This is a genomic window from Cupriavidus sp. PET2-C1, assembly GCF_054515855.1.
The window spans coordinates 921,390-938,284 of sequence record NZ_CM137260.1; the positions used below are offsets into that span (position 1 = coordinate 921,390).

Here is a 16,895-nt window from a genome sequence, read left to right on the forward strand (position 1 = left end):
TGGCGAGTGAAACGGAGTTGCACTATGGTCCGGCGAACCAGCCTGGAAGGCGCAGCATGTCCCGTGGCCCGCTCGCTCGATGTGATCGGCGACTGGTGGTCGCTGCTGATCGTGCGCGATGCCTTCGATGGCTTGCGGCGCTTTGGCGAGTTCCAGCGCAGCCTTGGCCTTGCGAAGAACATCCTCGCCGGCCGGCTGCGCACGCTGCTGGCCCACGGCATCCTGGAACAGGTGCCGGCCTCCGACGGCAGCGCCTACCAGGAATACGTGCTGACGCCGAAAGGGCGCGCGCTGTTTCCGGTGGTGGTGGGCTTGCGGCAGTGGGGCGAAGCGTTCTTCTATGTCCCTGGCGAGCCGCATTCCGTGTTGGTGGACAGCAAGGCTGGCAAGCCGGTGCGCCCGCTCGAGGTGCGTGCCGAGGATGGCCGGCTGCTCGGGCCGGACGATGCGGTGGTGAGGAAGGTCGGCGAGGACGCGTTGTAGGCAGGCCGGCGCCGGATCCATCGACTATCCCGACCTTCAATACTGTCCAACACGGTCCAATACCGTTTCCCGGTCATCGCCATGCCGCAAGCACCTCTCACCCGGCCGCCCCTTCTTGTCAGCGCCTGCCTGCTAGGCCAGCCCGTGCGCTATGACGGCCAGGCCAAGGCCCAGCCCGACGCCACGCTGGCCACGCTGGCGCGGCATTTCGAACTGATCCCGGTCTGCCCGGAATCCATGGGGGGCTTGCCGACGCCGCGCCCGCCGGCCGAGATCGTCGGCGGCAGCGGCCCGCAGGTGCTGGCCGGCGCGGCCATGGTGCGCGATGCCACCGGTGCCGACGTGACCGCGCCGTTCGTGGCGGGCGCCCGCGACGCGCTGGCCATCGCCCGGCAGCGTCAATGCCGGCACGCGCTGCTCAAAGCCTTGAGCCCGTCGTGCGGCAATCATGAACACTACGATGGCTCATTTGGCGGCGCGCTGCGCCCGGGCCAGGGCGTGGCCGCGGCGTTGCTGGCCGAGGCCGGCGTGCGCGTCTGGAATGAAAGCGAGATCGATGCCCTGATCCGCACGGCCGGCGTGCCCGGTGCGTAGTGGTGCCGCCGCCCAGCTTGCAAAAGCCGTAGACGCGGCCGGTATTCGCCGCTAAGATCTTTCCGGTCAGCCGCACCAACGGCTGGCAGCGTCGCTCGGACGGTTCCGGGCGCTTACGTTCAAGGAAAATCCATGTCAGCCTCCGCAGGCAAGCGCCGCTTCGCGCGTATCGATCGTCTTCCCCCGTACGTCTTCAATATCACCGCCGAGCTGAAAATGGCGGCGCGCCGCCGTGGCGAAGACATCATCGACATGAGCATGGGCAACCCGGACGGCGCCACGCCGCCGCACATCGTTGCCAAGCTTACCGAAGCCGCGCAGCGCCCCGATACCCACGGTTACTCCGCCTCGAAGGGCATTCCGCGACTGCGCCGCGCTATCTCGCACTGGTATCGCGAGCGCTACGACGTCGAGATCGATCCGGACACCGAGGCCATTGTCACCATCGGCTCCAAGGAAGGGCTGGCCCACCTGATGCTGGCTACGCTCGATCGCGGCGACACCGTGCTGGTGCCCGACCCGAGCTATCCCATCCATATCTATGGCGCGGTGATTGCCGGGGCCGATATCCGCTCCGTGCCGCTGGTGCCGGGCGTGGACTTCTTCGCCGAGATGGAGCGCGCCATTCGCGGCAGCTATCCCAAGCCGAAGATGATCGTGCTGGGTTTTCCGTCGAATCCCACCGCGCAATGCGTGGAGCTGGACTTCTTCGAGCGCGTGATCGCGCTGGCGCGCAAGCACGATATCTTCGTGGTGCACGACCTGGCCTATGCCGACATCGTGTTCGATGGCTGGAAGGCGCCGTCGATCATGCAGGTGGAAGGGGCGAAAGACATCGCCGTGGAGTTCTTCACGCTGTCCAAGAGCTACAACATGGCGGGCTGGCGCATCGGCTTCATGGTGGGCAACCCGGATCTGGTGGCCGCGCTCACGCGCATGAAGAGCTATCACGACTACGGCACGTTCACCCCGCTGCAGGTGGCCGCCATTGCCGCGCTGGAAGGCGACCAGCAATGCGTCAAGGAGATCGCCGCGCACTACCAGACGCGCCGCGACGTGCTGGCGCGCGGGCTGATCGAATCCGGCTGGCCGGTGGAGATTCCCAAGGCGTCGATGTATATCTGGGCGCGCATCCCCGAGCCGTATCGGGCGCTGGGCTCGCTGGAGTTCTCCAAGCAACTGCTGGCCAAGGCCAAAGTCTGCGTCTCGCCCGGCATCGGCTTTGGCGACTATGGCGACGAGTACGTGCGCTTTGCGCTGATCGAGAACGAAGCGCGTATCCGCCAGGCGGTGCGCGGCATCAAGGCGATGTTCCGCGCGGACGGGCTGGTGAAGGTGCCGGTGGACGAGCACCAGCCGCACGGCCATGCGCCGAAGCCCAAGGACTGAGTGCGTGGTGTTATCCGTATCCACACGCACGTGACCACACGCCGGCGCCAGGCCGGCGTGCAACTATCAGGCATTCCCTGATCGGCCAAGCATGGCCAGCGGGTGGGACTCACGCGGCCATGCGCTGTCGAAGAACGATTGCACCACGGCCTCGCTGACCTCGCCCGCCTTCTTCACGCGCCAGCGCGGCGCATTGTCCTTGTCGACGATCAGCGCGCGCACCCCTTCGATGAAATCGCCCTGCGTGAACGCGTGCGACACCACGCCGAGCTCCATGCGGAAGCAATCGGCAAGATCCAGGTCGCGGCCGCGCAGCAGCAATTCCTGCGTGACCGCCATCATCAGCGGCGATCGCCCGCGCAGGATATCGAGCGTGCGCGCGGCCCAGTCGGCATAGGCCGGATCGGATTCCGCGGCCAGGCTGTCGAGCAAGCCAGCCACGCTGGCGTCCGCCCGGAAATGCCGCAGCACGGCAGGCAGCACCGCCTGCAGCGGCGCCGCCGGCGTGCTGTCGGCAGGCGTTGCCTGTAGCGCGGCGCGCAGGTCGGCCAGCACGTCGCCTGTCCGGTGGATGGCTGCCAGCGTCTGCTCGAGGTGCTCCAGGCTTGCGGCAGGCACGGCAATGTCGGCCAGCTTGCACAGCAGCGTATCGGCAGCGCCAAGCGTCACGCCCGTCAGCCCGACATAGAGCGCCAGGGCCGGCGGCAGCTTCGACAAGAAATGGCTCGCGCCCACATCGGGCACCAGGCCGATGCCGGTCTCCGGCATGGCCACGCGCGAGCGCTCGGTGACCACGCGCAGGTGCGCGGCCTGCGCCAGGCCCATGCCGCCGCCCATGACGATGCCGTCCATCAGCGCCACAACCGGCTTGGGGTAGCCATGCAGGCGGTAGTCGAGCTGGTATTCGTCGACAAAGAACTGGCGATGCAGCGCCGTACCCGCGTGGAAGCTGTCGTACAGCGCACGGATGTCGCCGCCGGCGCAGAACGCCTTGGGGCCCGCGCCGCGCAGCACCACCGCGGCGATGTCGTCGCGTGCGGCCCAGGCGGCAAGCTGCGCATCGAGCAGGCCGATCATCGGGTAGGACAAGGCGTTCAACTGGCGCGGCCGGTTGAGCGTGACCAGGCCGATACCGTTGATCTCAACGAAGCGCACCTCGTCTTCGGCGCTCGGGGTGGCTGCCGGATGCCCCTGCGCGGCATCGTTCGGGTTCAGGCGCATGGCGTCGCTCCTAGGCATTGCGCCATTGCGGCGCGCGTTTTTGCAGGAAGGCGTTGACGCCTTCGCGCTGGTCCTCGCCGTCGAACAGGTCGACAAAGCGCTCGCGCTCCAGCGCCAGCGCCGGGCCGCGCGGCACGCCCTGGCGCGCCAGGTGCACCAGCTGCTTGCTGTAGGCGGCCGCCTGCGGGCTCACATTGCTGGCGCGCTCGGCCAGCCGCAGCGCCGCGTCCAGCGCCTGGCCCGTGGGCACGACTTCTTCCACCAGCCCGATGCGCAGCGCGGTGGCGGCATCGATGCGTTCGTTGGCCAGGATCATGCGCTTGGCCCAGCCCTCGCCCACCAGCCAGGGCAGGGTTTGCGTGCCGCAGCCACACGGCAACAGGCCGACGCCGGCTTCCGGCAGGGCCATCTGGGCCTGTTCCTCGGCAATGCGCACGTCGCAGGCCAGCGCGCATTCCAGCCCGCCGCCCATTGCATAGCCGTTGATCGCCGCGATCACCAGGGGGCGTGCGTTTTGCAGCGCCTCAAAGGCGGCACCGAAGCGTTGCGCCATCAGCCGCGCATGGGCGCGATCGCCATCGGCAAAACCGTTGAGGTCGGCGCCGGCACTGAAGAAGCGGCTGCCGTCGCCGGTGATCACGATGGCGCGCACGCGTGTGTCCGCATTCAGCGTGGCCACCAGTTGCTGCAACTGTGCCAGCCCCTCGGCGTTGAACGCATTGGCGGGCGGGCGCTTGAGGGTGAGGCGGGCGATGTGCCCGTCGATGACGTGCTCGATCATGCTTGCCGCTCCTCTTGGGCCAGGTACTGGCGGATCACGCCCGAGAAGTCGAGCTGTCCGTCGCCGGCCTGGCTCACCGCCTGGTAGATCTGCTGGGCCAGCGCTCCGAGGAACAGCGGTTGCCGCACGCTGCGGGCGGCATCCGTGGCCAGGCCCAGGTCCTTGAGCATCAGATCGGCGCCAAAGCCGCCGCTGTAGCCGCGCGAGGCCGGCGCGGTCTCGATCACGCCCGGGTAGGGGTTGCAGGTGTCGGCGGCCCAGCAGCGGCCGGTGGAGGTGTTGACGATCCCGGCCAGCACGCCGGCGTCGATGCCCAGCTTGACGCCGAGCGCCATGGCTTCCGACACGCCGATCATGGAGATGCCAAGGATCAGGTTGTTGCAGATCTTGGCGACCTGTCCGGTGCCGGTGCCGCCGCAATGAACGATGTTGCGGCCCATGCCGGACAGCACGGGTTTCAGTTGTTCGAACAGGGCTTGTTCGGCGCCGACCATGAACGTCAGCGTACCGGCCTGCGCGCCGCCGGTGCCGCCGGAGACAGGGGCGTCGGCGATCGGGTTGCCTTGCTGGTTGGCCTCGACGGCCAGTGCGCGGATGGTGGCCGGGTCGATGGTGCTGGAGTCCACTAGCGGTACGCCGGGCCGTACGCCGGCAAGGATGCCTTCCGGGCCGAGGTAGGTGGCGCGGACGTGCGCGGCGGCCGGCAGCATGGTGATGACGAAGTCGGCTTCGGCGGCGGCCTTGCGGGCGGAGGGGGCTACGGCCGCGCCGTCGGCTTGCAGGGCTGACAGGGCGGTGGGGTTGAGGTCGAATACGGTCAGGGTGTGGCCTGCCTTGAGCAGGTTGCGGGCCATGGGGGCGCCCATGTTGCCTAGGCCGATGAAGGCTATGTGCATGTTGGCTCCTTACTCTTGGTGTTTGGTGGTTGTGGCGACTGCAACTGCAACTGCTTAAATTCAACTTCAACTGCAGTTTCACCACCCCTGCGGGGCGGCGACCTACTTTCTTGTCTTGCCAAGAAAGTAGGCAAAGAAGGCGCGCCGGATGGGGCGACTACCCCTCGGGCTTCGACGAAAAGAGCGGCCAGGACCCAAACTCGCATCGCCTTAAGGCGATACTCAGACATGGGTCCCTCTTTTCCGCTCTTTTCGCCGAATCCCGAGGCGCCCCATACGGCCTTGGCACACCTTCACGGCTCGCTTCGCATCGCGCTGGGGTGATTCCCGCCTTGGGGCGGGAATCACGGCTACACCGAATCGAGGCTCTGACTCTCCCGCCGGTTTTTCTCCCCTCTCCCACTTGTGGGAGAGGGGCCGGGGGAGAGGGCGGGCGCTGGCCGACGCTGATGCTTGCCAATCAGCGCAGGCTGATCGTCGTATTCACCCCATCATTCACCGTTGCGTCGTCAAACCACCTTGCCGTGACGGTCTTCGTCTGCGTATAGAACTGCACCACTTGCTTGCCATAGGGGCCGAGGTCGCCGAGCTTGGAGCCACGTGAGCCGGTGAAGCTGAAGTAGGGCACGGGTACCGGGATGGGGATGTTGATGCCGACCTGGCCGACGTCGATCTCGCTCTGGAACTTGCGGGCGGCCGCGCCACTTTGCGTGAATATGCCGGTGCCGTTGCCGAAGGGGTTGCGGTTGACCAGGGCAATGGCTTCGTCCAGCGTGTCGACGCCGATCACTACCAGCACCGGGCCGAAGATTTCCTGCGTGTAGATGGACATCTCGGTGGTGACATCGGCAAACACGGTCGGGCCGATGAAGTTGCCTTCGGGGTAGCCGGCTACCTGCACGTTGCGGCCATCGAGCGCCAGCGTGGCGCCTTCGCGTTCGCCGGCTTCGATCAGGCCGAGCACGCGCTGCCTGGCGGCGACGGATACCACCGGGCATACGTCGGTACCGGGCTCAATGCCGGCGCCGACCTTGAGCGTGGCGGCCTTGCTTACCAGTTCGGGCAGCCATTCGCGCGCGGCGCCGACCAGCACGGCTACCGACGTCGCCATGCAGCGCTGGCCGGCGGCGCCGAAGGCCGCGCCGGCCAGCGCGTTGAGCGTGTGCTCGCGGTGCGCGTCGGGCAGCACCACGGCGTGGTTCTTGGCGCCCATCATCGATTGCACGCGCTTGCCGTGCGCGCCGGCGAGGTTGTAGACGTGGGTGCCCACGGCAGTGGAGCCGACGAAGGAAACGGCCTTGATGTCCGGGTGCGTGCACAGCGCGTCCACCACCTCGCGCGCGCCATGGACCACGTTGAGCACGCCGGCGGGCACGCCGGCCTCGATGGCCAGCTTGACCAGTTCCATGGTGGACAGCGGGTCTTGCTCCGATGGCTTGAGCACGAAGGTGTTGCCGCACACGATTGCCATGGGGAACATCCACAGCGGGATCATGGCCGGGAAGTTGAACGGCGTGATGCCGGCGCACACGCCAATCGGCTGCTGCAGGGTGTAGGTGTCGACGGTGGCGGCCACGTTCTCGGCAAAGCCGCCTTGCTGCAGCGTGCCGATCGAGCAGGCGTGCTCCACCACCTCAAGCCCGCGGAAGATGTCGCCTTCGGCGTCGGCCAGGGTCTTGCCTTGCTCGGCGGTGAGGATGGCGGCGATGCGCTTGCTGTGCTCGCGGATCAGCGCCTGGTACTTGAGCATGATGCGCAGGCGCGCGCCCAGCGGCGTGTGGCGCCACGTGGCAAAGGCGCGGTGCGCGGCGCCCACGGCGGCATTGACCTCGGCCGCGGTGGCCAGCGGCACTTGCGCCAGCACCTGCTGGGTGGCCGGATTGACCACGGGGCGGAATTCGGTGGCGGCGGACTCCACCCACTCGCCGTTGATCAACAGCTTGACGGTGGGCACGGCGGCGTTGGGGTTCTGGGCACTCATGGGGTAGTCTCCGTCGGTTCTAAGTGTGGGTGCTGCAAGGCAGGAAAGTGGTCGGGCAAGTCGTCGGGCAAATCGTCGGGCAGCCGGCTCAGAGGGTGCGGGCGATCAGCATGCGCTGGATCTCGCTGGTGCCTTCGTAGATCTGCGTGATGCGGGCGTCGCGGTAATGGCGCTCGACCGGATAGTCTTCCAGGTAGCCGTAGCCGCCATGGATCTGCAGCGCCTTGGAGCACACGCGCTCGGCCAGCTCGGAGGCATAGAGCTTGGCCTGCGAGGCTTCCGACAGGCAGGGCTGGCCGGCCGTGCGCATATGCGCGGCGCGGTGCACCAGCAGGCGTGCCGCGTTGAGCTCGGTGGCCATGTCGGCCAGCATGTTGGCAATGGGCGCATGCTCGCGCAGCGGGCGGCCAAACTGCACGCGCTCGGCGGCGTAGCGGCAGGCGGCTTCAAAGGCCGAGCGGGCGATGCCGAGTGCCTGCGCGGCAATGCCGATGCGCCCGCCCTCCAGGTTCGACAGGGCAATGCGCAGTCCCTCGCCGGGTTCGCCGAGCAGCGCATCGTGCGGCACGTGGCAGTCGTCCAGCGTGATGGCGCAGGTGTCGGAGGCGCGGATGCCCATCTTGCGCTCGGGCGTGTGCACCGAGAAGCCGGGCGTATCGGTGGGCACCACGAAGGCCGACAGGCCGCGCTTGCCTTGTGCCGGCTCGGTGGCGGCAAACACGATGGCCACGCCCGCGCGCTGGCCGTTGGTGACGAACTGCTTGCTGCCGGACAGCACCCAGCCATTGTCCGTGGCGCGCGCCCGGGTGCGCAGGTTGTGCGCTTCCGAGCCGGCCTGCGGCTCGGTCAGGCAGAACGCGCCGATGATCTCGCCGCTGGCCAGGCGCGGCAGGTAGCGCTCTTTTTGCGCCTGCGTGCCGTAGTGCAGGATCGGGCCACAGCCTACCGAGTTGTGCACGCTCATCAGGGTGGCGCAGGCAGCGCAGCCGGCGGCGACTTCCTCGATGGCCAGCGCGTAGGCGATGTAGTCGGTATACGTGCCGCCCCATTCCTCGGGCACGATCATGCCGAGCAGCCCGAGCGCGCCCATCTCCGCCACCACCTCGGGCGGCAACTGGCCGGCACGGTCCCACTCGGCGGCGCAGGGCGCCAGCCGCTCGCTGGCGAAGGTGCGAGCGGTGTCGCGGATCATGGCTTGCTGTTCGCTGAATTCGTGGTGCATGGCGGCTCGGGTTGGGCCGGGATTAGCGCGGGGGCACGCAATCCTGGTGAGGCTGGCGGTCTTGTGGCCCGCACTGGGCGGGAGTGTTGGAAGCAAGTGTAGGAAGACAGGCGGGGCGCTCCTATGCCAGAATCCGCCAACCTTGCTGAACTCGTTTGCCACTGCCGGCAAGCCCGGACCAGCAAGCCATCCGTTCCAGATCCTTGCCTTTCCATGGAAAAACACAGCGTCGCCATCTGCTTCGTGCATCACGCCATCGCGGGCTTGCGCGCGCGCGGCATCGCGCCGGAGCCGGTGCTGCAGGCGGCGGGCATCGTGCCCGCCCTGCTGGCGGTGCCGCAGGCGCGCGTGTCGGCGGCAAGCTACAGCGCGTTGTGGCTGGAGGTGGCCGCCGCGCTGGACGATGAATTCTTTGGCCAGGACTCGCGCCGCATGAAGTGCGGCAGCTTTGCCATGCTGTGCCACGCCATTGTCAGCAGCAAGACGCTGGCGCAGGGGCTGGAGAGGGTGGTGCGTTATTTCGGCTTGTTGCTGGACGATATCGGCGTGCGGCTGGAGCGCGAAGGCGTGGGCGCTGAGCCGGGCGCCGGCAAGCGCGGACGGGCCGCCCTGGTGCTGACGGCCACCTCAAGCCAGCCGCCGGGCGTGTTCGCACAGGAGACCATGCTGATCATGCTGCACGGGCTGATGAGCTGGCTGCTGCGCCGGCGGGTGCCCGTGCTGCTGGCGGCGTTCAGCTATCCGGAGCCGGCCTATAGCGCCGAGTACCGCCTGATGTACTCGCGCCACCTGGCGTTCGGCCAGCCGGCCACGGCGCTGGTGTTCGACGCGGCGTGGCTGGACCAGCCGGTGCACCAGGACGAGCGCAGCCTCAAGGCCTTCCTGCGCGACGCACCGCACAACGTGGTGGTGAAATACACCGACCGCACCAGCATCATGGCGCGTGTGCGGCGCCAGTTGCGCTCGCAGCCGCCGGAGCAGTGGCCCACCTTCGACCGCCTCGCGCACGACGTGCATATGTCGTCCTCGTCGCTGCGGCGCCGGCTGATGGAGGAGGGCGGGACCTACCAGCAACTGAAGGATGAGATGCGGCGCGACCTGGCCATCGAAGCGCTGAGCCATTCCAGCCGTCCGCTGGCGGAAATCGCGGCCGAGCTTGGCTTTGCCGAGCCGGGTGCGTTCCACCGGGCGTTCCGGCGCTGGACCGGACTGCGGCCTGGGGCGTACCGGGGCACGCCGTTGCAGGCTTAGGGCCGCCTTTCCGGCTCGGTCAAAGCTTGCCAGTGGCCACAGCGGCTAGTTCGGCGGGCGCGCTGGCCGCTGCCGGGTCGGGCACATGCGCCAGCATGCGGTTGCGTCCCGATAGCTTGGCCATGTAGAGCGCCGTATCGGCGCGCGCGGTGAGCTGCGCCAGGCTCTCGCCGGGGTGCCACCGCGCATAGCCGCCGCTCACCGTGTAGCGCACGGTGCCAAAGGGGCCGCTGACTCGGCTACCTTCGGCCAGCAGGCGGATGCGCTCGGCGGCAGGGCGGGCCTCTTCCAGCGAACTGGCGGGCAGCAGCACGACGAATTCCTCGCCGCCCATGCGGCCGATGCCGTCAGGCGCGCGCAGGCTGGCGGCGGCCAGGCGCGCGAACTCCACCAGCACGGCGTCGCCGGCGGCATGGCCGAAGGTGTCGTTGACCGCCTTGAAGTGGTCGATGTCGATGATGAGCAGCACCGGCGGAGGGCCGCCGCGCCCGGCGCGCGCCAGCTCGCGCGCAGCCTCGTTCTCGAACGCCTTGCGCGACATCACGCCGGTCAGGAAATCGGTGTTGGCCACGGCCTCGAGCTGGCGCACCATGGCGTCGTGGATCATCAGCACGGCGCCCATGGTGAGGCCCGGCATGGCCAGCGCGCCGAGCACCAGGAAGGCGGCATTCAATCCGGGCGTGCTCGTCGTGGCGGGATGGTCCATGATCGAGAGCGCGGACAGCACGCCCCGCAAGGCATGCGCCGCGGACAGGAAGAAGGCGAACCCGGCGGTGGTCAGGTAATGGCTGGCCGGGCGCGCGCGCGGGCGGTAGCGCACCAGCACGTACCCTGCGCAGGCACAGAGCGTGGCGTGGAATGCCGAGACAATGACCACGCGGGTATTGAAATCATTGAATACATAGCGCCACGTCACGATGCCGGACACCACGGCGAGGGTGCCGGCGATCATCGCCCGCCAGGGTGGCTGCCGCCCGCAGAAGCGGGCGATGCCTGCATGAAACAATGCCAGCCCCCAAGCCAGCGCGCCGTTGGCCACCACGATCGAGAGCACATCCGGGATCCTGTCGCGCAGCGTAATCAGCAGCAGCGCGACCATGGCCGTCAGGTTGGCCTGCCACCACAGCGTCACGCCGGGCTGGCCGCAGCGCCGCAGCGACCAGACGATCGCCAGCATCATGACGCTAAGAAGCGTCGTAACGGCGAGCAGGGCGAACGGGTCCGACATCTGCAAATATCCTCCGGTGCAGTGGGTGGGCGCGATGAGGCGCGACGAGACTTGATGAGGCGGGTGGTCTCGCCGGGCCTGCCGGCAAAGCTCGGGAGAATACCTCAGCGGCGCTACCCCCATTCACCTACGCACGTGGGGTGTCGGACATCCGCCTGCCGGAGGCCGGCGCGAGAGGACGCGCCGGGGCCGGACGGCTAGAATGCTGGGCGGAGCGCTTTGATCGGCGGGGCGCATCAATGCCTGCCTGATCCCTTCATCATTGCCCTAGCCTGGAACACAATGCAACCGATCAGATTCGACCTCGGCGACCTGCAGGCGATGGTGGCCGTGGTGGAGCAAGGCGGCTTTCGCGCCGCCGCCGAGGCACTCAGCCTGTCGCAGCCGGCCCTGTCGCGCCGTATCGACAAACTGGAGCAGGCGCTCAACGTGCGGCTGTTCGAGCGCACCACGCGCCGCGTCACCCTGACCGTGGTGGGCCGGGAGTTTGTCGGCAAGGCGCGCGCGCTGCTGGCGGAGGTGGAATCTTCCCTGCTGGGCATCGGCGACGCGGCCGCGACGCGCTCGGGCGAAGTGACGGTTGCCTGCGTGCCGTCGGCGGCGCATTACTTCCTGCCGGCGGTGATCGCGCGTTTTCATGCGCAATTCCCCAACGTCCGCGTCAAGATGGTGGACGAAGGCGCCAACGTCGTCCTGCACAGCGTGGCCAGCGGCGAGGCGGACTTTGGCCTGAACTTCATCGGCACGCAGGAGGCCGACCTGCTGTTCGAGCCCTTGCTGCGCGATCCTTTCGTGCTGGCTTGCCGCCACGATCATCCGCTGGCCCGGCGCCGCTCGGTGAAATGGGCTGAACTTGGCGCCCACACGCTGGTAGCGTTAGCCAAGTCGAGCGGCAACCGGCTGATGCTGGATCTTGCCCTGGCCGAGCTGCCGCTGCGGCCGGCCGCCTTCTATGAGGTGCGCCATGTCAGCAGCGTGCTGGCGCTGGTGGAGGCCGGGCTGGGGGTAGCGGCCGTGCCGCGCCTGGCGCTGCCCGGTGGCGAGCGTGCCACGCTGGTCGCGGTTCCCCTGCGCGATCCCGCCGTGTCCCGCACGCTGGGCATCCTGCGCCGCCGTGGGCGTACGCTGCCGGCGCATGCGCAAGCGCTGTACGACATGGTCGGGCAGGCGGTGGCACGGCGCGGCCGGCGCGCGGCCACATCGGCGCAAGGCGGGGGCACTGGCACCGGTATTGATGCGTAAAACCGATCAAAGCCAAGAAATATTGCATTATCGCCGTGCGCGGTGCTTGCATAGAATGGTCGGCCTGTGCCGCGGAGACTGAAGCGGGCAGGCCGATTCCCATTTCAATGCCCACAGAGAGCGCATATGACCATGCCGACCATTGCCGTGCCGTACCCCGTCAAGGCAGCCCGCAAGCTTGTTCCCCCTTCCCGTTTCCCTCGGCTACACAAGCAGCCATGGCTGGCACTTCTGCTGGCCGGCGTGGCCTGCATGGCGCTGGCCGCCGGCAATGCGCTGGCCGACGAGGTCAAGGTCATGAATTCAGGCGGCTTCACCGCGGCCTACAAGGCGCTTGGCCCGGGCTTCGAGAAGGCCACTGGCAATACGCTGTCCACCGCATGGGGCCCCTCGATGGGCAAGTCGCCCGAGTCCATTCCCAACCGGCTCGCGCGCGGCGAGCATGCCGACGTGGTGATCATGGTGGCCTATGCGCTGGATGACCTGATCAAGCAAGGCAAGGTGCTGCCGGACAGCCGGGTCGACCTGGCCGATTCGCGCATCGGCCTGTCAGTGCGCGAGGGCGCGCCCATGCCGGATATCAGCACCGTCGATGCATTCCGCAAGACCCTGCTGGATGCCAAGTCCATCGCCTACTCGGACAGCGCCAGCGGCGTGTATGTCGAGACGGAGATGTTCAAGAAGCTGGGCATCGAGGCGCAGGTCAAGGGCCGAGCCCACAAGATCGAGAAGACGCCGGTTGGCAGCGTGGTGGCGCAGGGCGATTACCAGATCGGGCTGCAGCAGGTCAGCGAGCTGCTGCCGGTCAAGGGCGCCAGCTTTGTTGGCAAGATTCCCGAGCCTTTGCAGAAGATCACGACATTTGCCGCCGGCGTGCCGGTGGGGGCGGAGCATCCGGAGGCCGGGCGCGCGCTGATTCGCTATCTGGCATCGCCCGCGGCGCGGGGTGAGATCGAGCGCAGCGGGATGGATCCGGTTGTGGGGGATACGCGGGGGCGGTGAGTGTGAGAGGCGGGGCGGGCGCTGGTTGCGCGTTCGCCCTGGCGCTTGCCCCGGCAATTGGGAGCAGCGGCGAAGCGGCTCGCGCAGGTCCGCGCCTGCGCGAGGTGACTTCATTCTGAAACGGGTTCTTGGCGGGTCATGCATCCGGATTCAAAACAATCCGTCTGGATGGTATGATCCGCGTCCATGACCGAAGCACACCGCCGAAAGAAGCAGCCCGACGTGCTGCGCCCGCAGCTATTGCACGCCGCGGCCCAGCTCGCCCTCGAATCCGGCCTGCGCGCCGTGACGCTGGATGCGGTGGCGGCGCGTGCCGGCGTCAGCAAGGGTGGCTTGCAGCATCATTTCCGCAACAAGCAGGCGTTGCTGGACGCGCTCTTCGACGATGCGGTCGAGACATTCAATGCCGATGTGGCTGCGTCGATCGCCGGCGACACGCAGGCGGAGGGCCGTGCGGCGCGGGCCTATATGCGGGCGACGTTGCAGGAAGAGCGGAAAGAGGACGCCGCCAGCTATCTGCATCTGCTGCTGGCGCTGATGCTGACCGATGCCGATACGCGCGATCGCTGGGCACCACGCATCGCCGAGATCGCAAGGCCCGATCCGCTGCCCGCGGCAGAAGCGGCGAGGCTGATGATTTGCCGCCTGGCTGCTGACGGGCTGTGGCTCGCCGACCTGCTGGGCAGCCAGTCGATGGAACCCGGGCTGAGGGCCGAGGTCCTGCGCCAGCTGGACCAGATGACGCGGTGCCAGCCGTCATGAACGCACGATCTAACGCTCAATTGAGTACCTCCCTGAATACCCAACTGAATACCCGGCCAAGCGCTCGACTTAGCCCCGGGCAGGACGCCGGCGCGCCCGTGCACGACACACCCGCCACAGCGGGCGCCGACGCAGATCTGCACCGGGCCATCGACACTGCCCGCGAGGCTCTGCTGAGCCACCAGCAGCGCGACGGCCACTGGTGCTTCGAGCTGGAATCGGATGCCACCATTACCGCGGAGTACATCCTGATGATGCACTTCGTGGACGAAATCGATGCCGACTTGCAGGCGGAGATGGCGGTCTACCTGCGAAGCCTCCAGAGGCAAGACCGACATGGTGGCTGGGACCAGTACCACGGCGGCGCGCTCGATGTGTCATGCAGCGTCAAGGCCTACTTCGCGCTGAAGGCGGCAGGCGACGATCCTGATGCCCCGCACATGGCCCAGGCCCGCCGCGCCATCCTGGCGCAGGGCGGGGCCGCCAAGGCCAATGTTTTCACTCGTATCCTCCTGGCCACGTTCGGGCAGGTGCCTTGGCGCGCCACGCCCTTCGTGCCGGTCGAGCTCATCCTGTTCCCACGCTGGGCGCCGGTGCATCTGGACAAGATGGCCTACTGGGCGCGCTCCACGCTGGTGCCGCTGACGGTGCTGTGCTCGTTGCGGGCCAAGGCCGCCAATCCGCACGGTGTCGGGGTCAGCGAGCTGTTCGTCACGCCGCCCGAGCGCGAGCGGCACTATTTCTCCCGCGAGGGCCTGATGCGCAAGGCCTTCCTGGTGGCAGACAAGCTGGCACGCGCGATCGAGCCGCTGATTCCCGCCGTGGTGCGCCGGCGCGCCATCGCCCGGGCGCAAGCCTGGTGCGTGGAGCGGATGAACGGCGAAGATGGCCTGGGCGGTATCTTTCCGCCGATGGTGTACTGGTACGAGATGATGACGCTGCTTGGCGTGCCGAAGACCGATCCGGCGCGCGCTACCTGCCTGGCCGCGATCCGCAAGCTCGTGGTGCGCCGCGCCGATGGCTCGGCCTATTGCCAGCCCTGTCTGTCACCGGTGTGGGATACCGCCTGGAGCATCATGGCCTTGCAGCACGCCGGCACCGACGCGCGCACACAGCAGGCGGTGCAGCGCGCCTACGACTGGCTGGAAGCGCGGCAGGTGCGAGACTTGCGCGGCGATTGGGGCAAGCACGTGCCGGCGTCGGTGCAGCCCGGCGGTTGGGCGTTCCAGTACGCCAATGCCTATTACCCGGACATCGACGACAGTGCCGTGGTAGCGGCCATGCTGGCCGTGCAAGCGCGCCGAATCGGCCAGCCCGAGCGCTACCAGGACGCGGTCGCGAGCGCCGTGAAATGGATGGTGGGCCTGCAATCGCGCAACGGCGGCTTTGGCGCCTTCGATGCCAATTGCGATCGCGAGTACCTGAACCGCATTCCCTTCGCCGACCATGGCGCCCTGCTGGATCCGCCTACCGAGGACGTTTCCGGGCGTGTGCTGCTATGCATCGGCCTGAGCGGAAACCGCGAGGCCCACGCCGCCGCCGTCGAGCGCTGCGTGGCCTACCTGCGCCGCGCGCAGCGCGCCGACGGCGCCTGGTGGGGACGCTGGGGCAGCAACTATATCTATGGCACCTGGAGTGTGCTGGCGGGCCTGGCGCTGGTGGGCGAGGACGTGCGCCAGCCCTATATCCGCAAGGCAGTCGACTGGCTCCTACGCTGCCAGCACGCTGACGGCGGATGGGGCGAGACCAACGATAGCTACTTCGATGACTCGCTGGCCGGCACCAATGAAGGCGAGAGCACGCCCAACTGCACCGCCTGGGCGCTGCTGGCCCTCTTCGCCGTGGGCGAGGTGGATACGCCCGCGGTGCGCAGGGGCATCGCCTACCTGCTGGACTGCCAGGCTGGCAGCGGCCTCTGGCAGCATCCGTCGCACAATGCGCCGGGCTTCCCCCGCATCTACTACCTGAAGTACCACGGCTACACCGCCTACTTCCCGCTATGGGCGCTGACGCGCTACCGTCAGCTGGCAAGGCGCCCGCAGGCGAAGTAGGCGTCGAGGCGGCCGGTACGCTCAGGTACGCCGCGCGGCCCGCTTCGCATCGCGGGCTGGTTTGGCCCGCCCGCAGGGGGCGCTCCATACGGTCACAACCGGCGAGGCGCGTGCTCGTATTTCCCGACTTGCCAGTCCCCAGTCTCCAATGCCCAGCTAGACGACGTTGAGCCGCCGCGCGCAGGAGCTTGAGGTGAGGTCTCCCGGGCCTCGCGCATCGTCGAACCGATGCGCCCGCTGGTGGGCAGCAACGACGAAAATGGAACAGGCACTGCGGCTGCCACCATCGCTTGATCCACGATCAATAGGGCGGTCCGCCGCGGGCGAGGCTCATCAAATATTAGGAAATTTCCGAATATTCATTGCGAAATTTCCCAGAATTTTTTGCATTCCGATTCTCAAATAGCCACCGCTATTCCATCATCGCTTCGCGGGCTGCCGCCATACTGCCGTAGCCCACCAGATTCCACCTCTTCGGACTCTCCGGCCGCGCGCACGCTACCAGAAAATCGTCTTGCGAAGGCGACGTCATGCCGAGAACGCCGGCCTGCAGCCCCACCTTCCATCGTTGGCATTGCGACTAAACCGTGATCCATAACAGGAAATTTTCTTTAAATTTCTTAAAAAAATAGGACACGTCCGATTGATCATTTCCGCACTCCCCCAGTAGCATGTCTACCGAATCGGGCCGGAGCGCCAAGCGCACAGCGTTTTGCAGCCCGCACTTCGAATAGACGTGGTTGCGTAGTGCGCTGCGATGCCAAGCATCGAGTCACCTGTCGTTCCCGGCGT

The 16,895-nt window shown here is 67.5% G+C and carries 14 protein-coding genes; 8 read left to right on the forward strand and 6 right to left on the reverse strand.

Annotated features, from left to right (window positions below):
• The first annotated feature begins 24 nt into the window (after positions 1-24).
• The 3 genes from ACX12D_RS24165 to alaC all read left to right on the forward strand — a co-directional run bounded on the left by ACX12D_RS24165 (position 25) and on the right by alaC (position 2,466).
• Entirely contained in the window at positions 25-483 is a 459-nt protein-coding gene (locus ACX12D_RS24165; RefSeq protein ID WP_441635250.1) for a winged helix-turn-helix transcriptional regulator, read from the forward strand.
• Positions 484-564: 81 nt separating this feature from the next.
• Complete coding sequence (locus ACX12D_RS24170) at positions 565-1,077, forward strand: 2-thiouracil desulfurase family protein (protein WP_459375992.1); 513 nt, start codon at positions 565-567, stop codon at positions 1,075-1,077.
• Between the two features lie 132 nt (positions 1,078-1,209).
• Positions 1,210-2,466, forward strand: coding sequence for an alanine transaminase (alaC, locus tag ACX12D_RS24175; protein ID WP_150985560.1), 1,257 nt, complete (start codon positions 1,210-1,212; stop codon positions 2,464-2,466).
• Positions 2,467-2,532: 66 nt separating this feature from the next.
• On the opposite strand, the gene ACX12D_RS24180 is transcribed toward alaC, so the two are convergent.
• The 5 genes from ACX12D_RS24180 to ACX12D_RS24200 all read right to left on the reverse strand — a co-directional run bounded on the left by ACX12D_RS24180 (position 2,533) and on the right by ACX12D_RS24200 (position 8,567).
• A complete protein-coding gene (locus tag ACX12D_RS24180; RefSeq protein WP_459375993.1) occupies positions 2,533-3,687 on the reverse strand; it encodes an enoyl-CoA hydratase/isomerase family protein in 1,155 nt (384 codons plus the stop codon).
• Between the two features lie 10 nt (positions 3,688-3,697).
• Positions 3,698-4,468 carry an enoyl-CoA hydratase gene (locus ACX12D_RS24185; protein ID WP_459375994.1) on the reverse strand — a complete coding sequence of 257 codons (771 nt, stop codon included), beginning with the start codon at positions 4,466-4,468 and terminating at the stop codon, positions 3,698-3,700.
• Complete coding sequence (gene mmsB / locus ACX12D_RS24190) at positions 4,465-5,364, reverse strand: 3-hydroxyisobutyrate dehydrogenase (RefSeq protein ID WP_459375995.1); 900 nt, start codon at positions 5,362-5,364, stop codon at positions 4,465-4,467. The genes ACX12D_RS24185 and mmsB overlap by 4 nt, the downstream gene beginning before the upstream one ends.
• A 460-nt stretch (positions 5,365-5,824) precedes the next feature.
• Positions 5,825-7,345 carry a CoA-acylating methylmalonate-semialdehyde dehydrogenase gene (locus ACX12D_RS24195; RefSeq protein WP_459375996.1) on the reverse strand — a complete coding sequence of 507 codons (1,521 nt, stop codon included), beginning with the start codon at positions 7,343-7,345 and terminating at the stop codon, positions 5,825-5,827.
• A gap of 88 nt (positions 7,346-7,433) precedes the next feature.
• Positions 7,434-8,567, reverse strand: a complete 1,134-nt coding sequence (locus ACX12D_RS24200; RefSeq protein WP_459375997.1) for an acyl-CoA dehydrogenase family protein — start codon at positions 8,565-8,567, stop codon at positions 7,434-7,436.
• 213 nt (positions 8,568-8,780) lie between these two features.
• On the opposite strand from ACX12D_RS24200, the gene ACX12D_RS24205 reads away from it, so the two are divergent.
• Entirely contained in the window at positions 8,781-9,818 is a 1,038-nt protein-coding gene (locus tag ACX12D_RS24205) for an AraC family transcriptional regulator (RefSeq protein ID WP_459375998.1), read from the forward strand.
• A gap of 19 nt (positions 9,819-9,837) precedes the next feature.
• Here the strand turns inward: ACX12D_RS24205 and ACX12D_RS24210 are convergent, their stop codons facing one another.
• Complete coding sequence (locus ACX12D_RS24210) at positions 9,838-11,046, reverse strand: GGDEF domain-containing protein (RefSeq protein WP_459375999.1); 1,209 nt, start codon at positions 11,044-11,046, stop codon at positions 9,838-9,840.
• Positions 11,047-11,328: 282 nt separating this feature from the next.
• Here ACX12D_RS24210 and ACX12D_RS24215 point away from each other — a divergent pair, with 282 nt between their 5' ends.
• From ACX12D_RS24215 to shc, 4 genes are all read left to right on the forward strand, one after another.
• On the forward strand, positions 11,329-12,288 hold the full coding sequence (locus tag ACX12D_RS24215) for a LysR substrate-binding domain-containing protein (RefSeq protein ID WP_459376000.1): 960 nt from the start codon (positions 11,329-11,331) through the stop codon (positions 12,286-12,288).
• Positions 12,289-12,540: 252 nt separating this feature from the next.
• Positions 12,541-13,290: a substrate-binding domain-containing protein gene (locus ACX12D_RS24220; protein WP_459376508.1), complete on the forward strand. Its 750-nt coding sequence runs from the start codon at positions 12,541-12,543 to the stop codon at positions 13,288-13,290.
• Positions 13,291-13,476: 186 nt separating this feature from the next.
• The gene (locus ACX12D_RS24225; RefSeq protein ID WP_459376001.1) at positions 13,477-14,052 is read left to right on the forward strand and encodes a TetR/AcrR family transcriptional regulator; all 576 of its coding nucleotides are present in this window, start codon (positions 13,477-13,479) and stop codon (positions 14,050-14,052) included.
• Positions 14,049-16,103, forward strand: a complete 2,055-nt coding sequence (shc, locus tag ACX12D_RS24230; protein WP_459376002.1) for a squalene--hopene cyclase — start codon at positions 14,049-14,051, stop codon at positions 16,101-16,103. Before ACX12D_RS24225 ends, shc begins: the two co-directional genes overlap by 4 nt.
• Positions 16,104-16,895 lie beyond the last annotated feature (792 nt).

Bases quoted from the DNA above. Each gene is read 5' to 3' on its own strand.
- ACX12D_RS24165 (WP_441635250.1), top strand. From the start codon at position 25: ATGGTCCGGCGAACCAGCCTGGAAGGCGCAGCATGTCCCGTGGCCCGC.
- ACX12D_RS24170 (WP_459375992.1), top strand. From the start codon at position 565: ATGCCGCAAGCACCTCTCACCCGGCCGCCCCTTCTTGTCAGCGCCTGC.
- alaC (WP_150985560.1), top strand. From the start codon at position 1,210: ATGTCAGCCTCCGCAGGCAAGCGCCGCTTCGCGCGTATCGATCGTCTT.
- ACX12D_RS24180 (WP_459375993.1), bottom strand. From the start codon at position 3,687: ATGCGCCTGAACCCGAACGATGCCGCGCAGGGGCATCCGGCAGCCACC.
- ACX12D_RS24185 (WP_459375994.1), bottom strand. From the start codon at position 4,468: ATGATCGAGCACGTCATCGACGGGCACATCGCCCGCCTCACCCTCAAG.
- mmsB (WP_459375995.1), bottom strand. From the start codon at position 5,364: ATGCACATAGCCTTCATCGGCCTAGGCAACATGGGCGCCCCCATGGCC.
- ACX12D_RS24195 (WP_459375996.1), bottom strand. From the start codon at position 7,345: ATGAGTGCCCAGAACCCCAACGCCGCCGTGCCCACCGTCAAGCTGTTG.
- ACX12D_RS24200 (WP_459375997.1), bottom strand. From the start codon at position 8,567: ATGCACCACGAATTCAGCGAACAGCAAGCCATGATCCGCGACACCGCT.
- ACX12D_RS24205 (WP_459375998.1), top strand. From the start codon at position 8,781: ATGGAAAAACACAGCGTCGCCATCTGCTTCGTGCATCACGCCATCGCG.
- ACX12D_RS24210 (WP_459375999.1), bottom strand. From the start codon at position 11,046: ATGTCGGACCCGTTCGCCCTGCTCGCCGTTACGACGCTTCTTAGCGTC.
- ACX12D_RS24215 (WP_459376000.1), top strand. From the start codon at position 11,329: ATGCAACCGATCAGATTCGACCTCGGCGACCTGCAGGCGATGGTGGCC.
- ACX12D_RS24220 (WP_459376508.1), top strand. From the start codon at position 12,541: ATGGCGCTGGCCGCCGGCAATGCGCTGGCCGACGAGGTCAAGGTCATG.
- ACX12D_RS24225 (WP_459376001.1), top strand. From the start codon at position 13,477: ATGACCGAAGCACACCGCCGAAAGAAGCAGCCCGACGTGCTGCGCCCG.
- shc (WP_459376002.1), top strand. From the start codon at position 14,049: ATGAACGCACGATCTAACGCTCAATTGAGTACCTCCCTGAATACCCAA.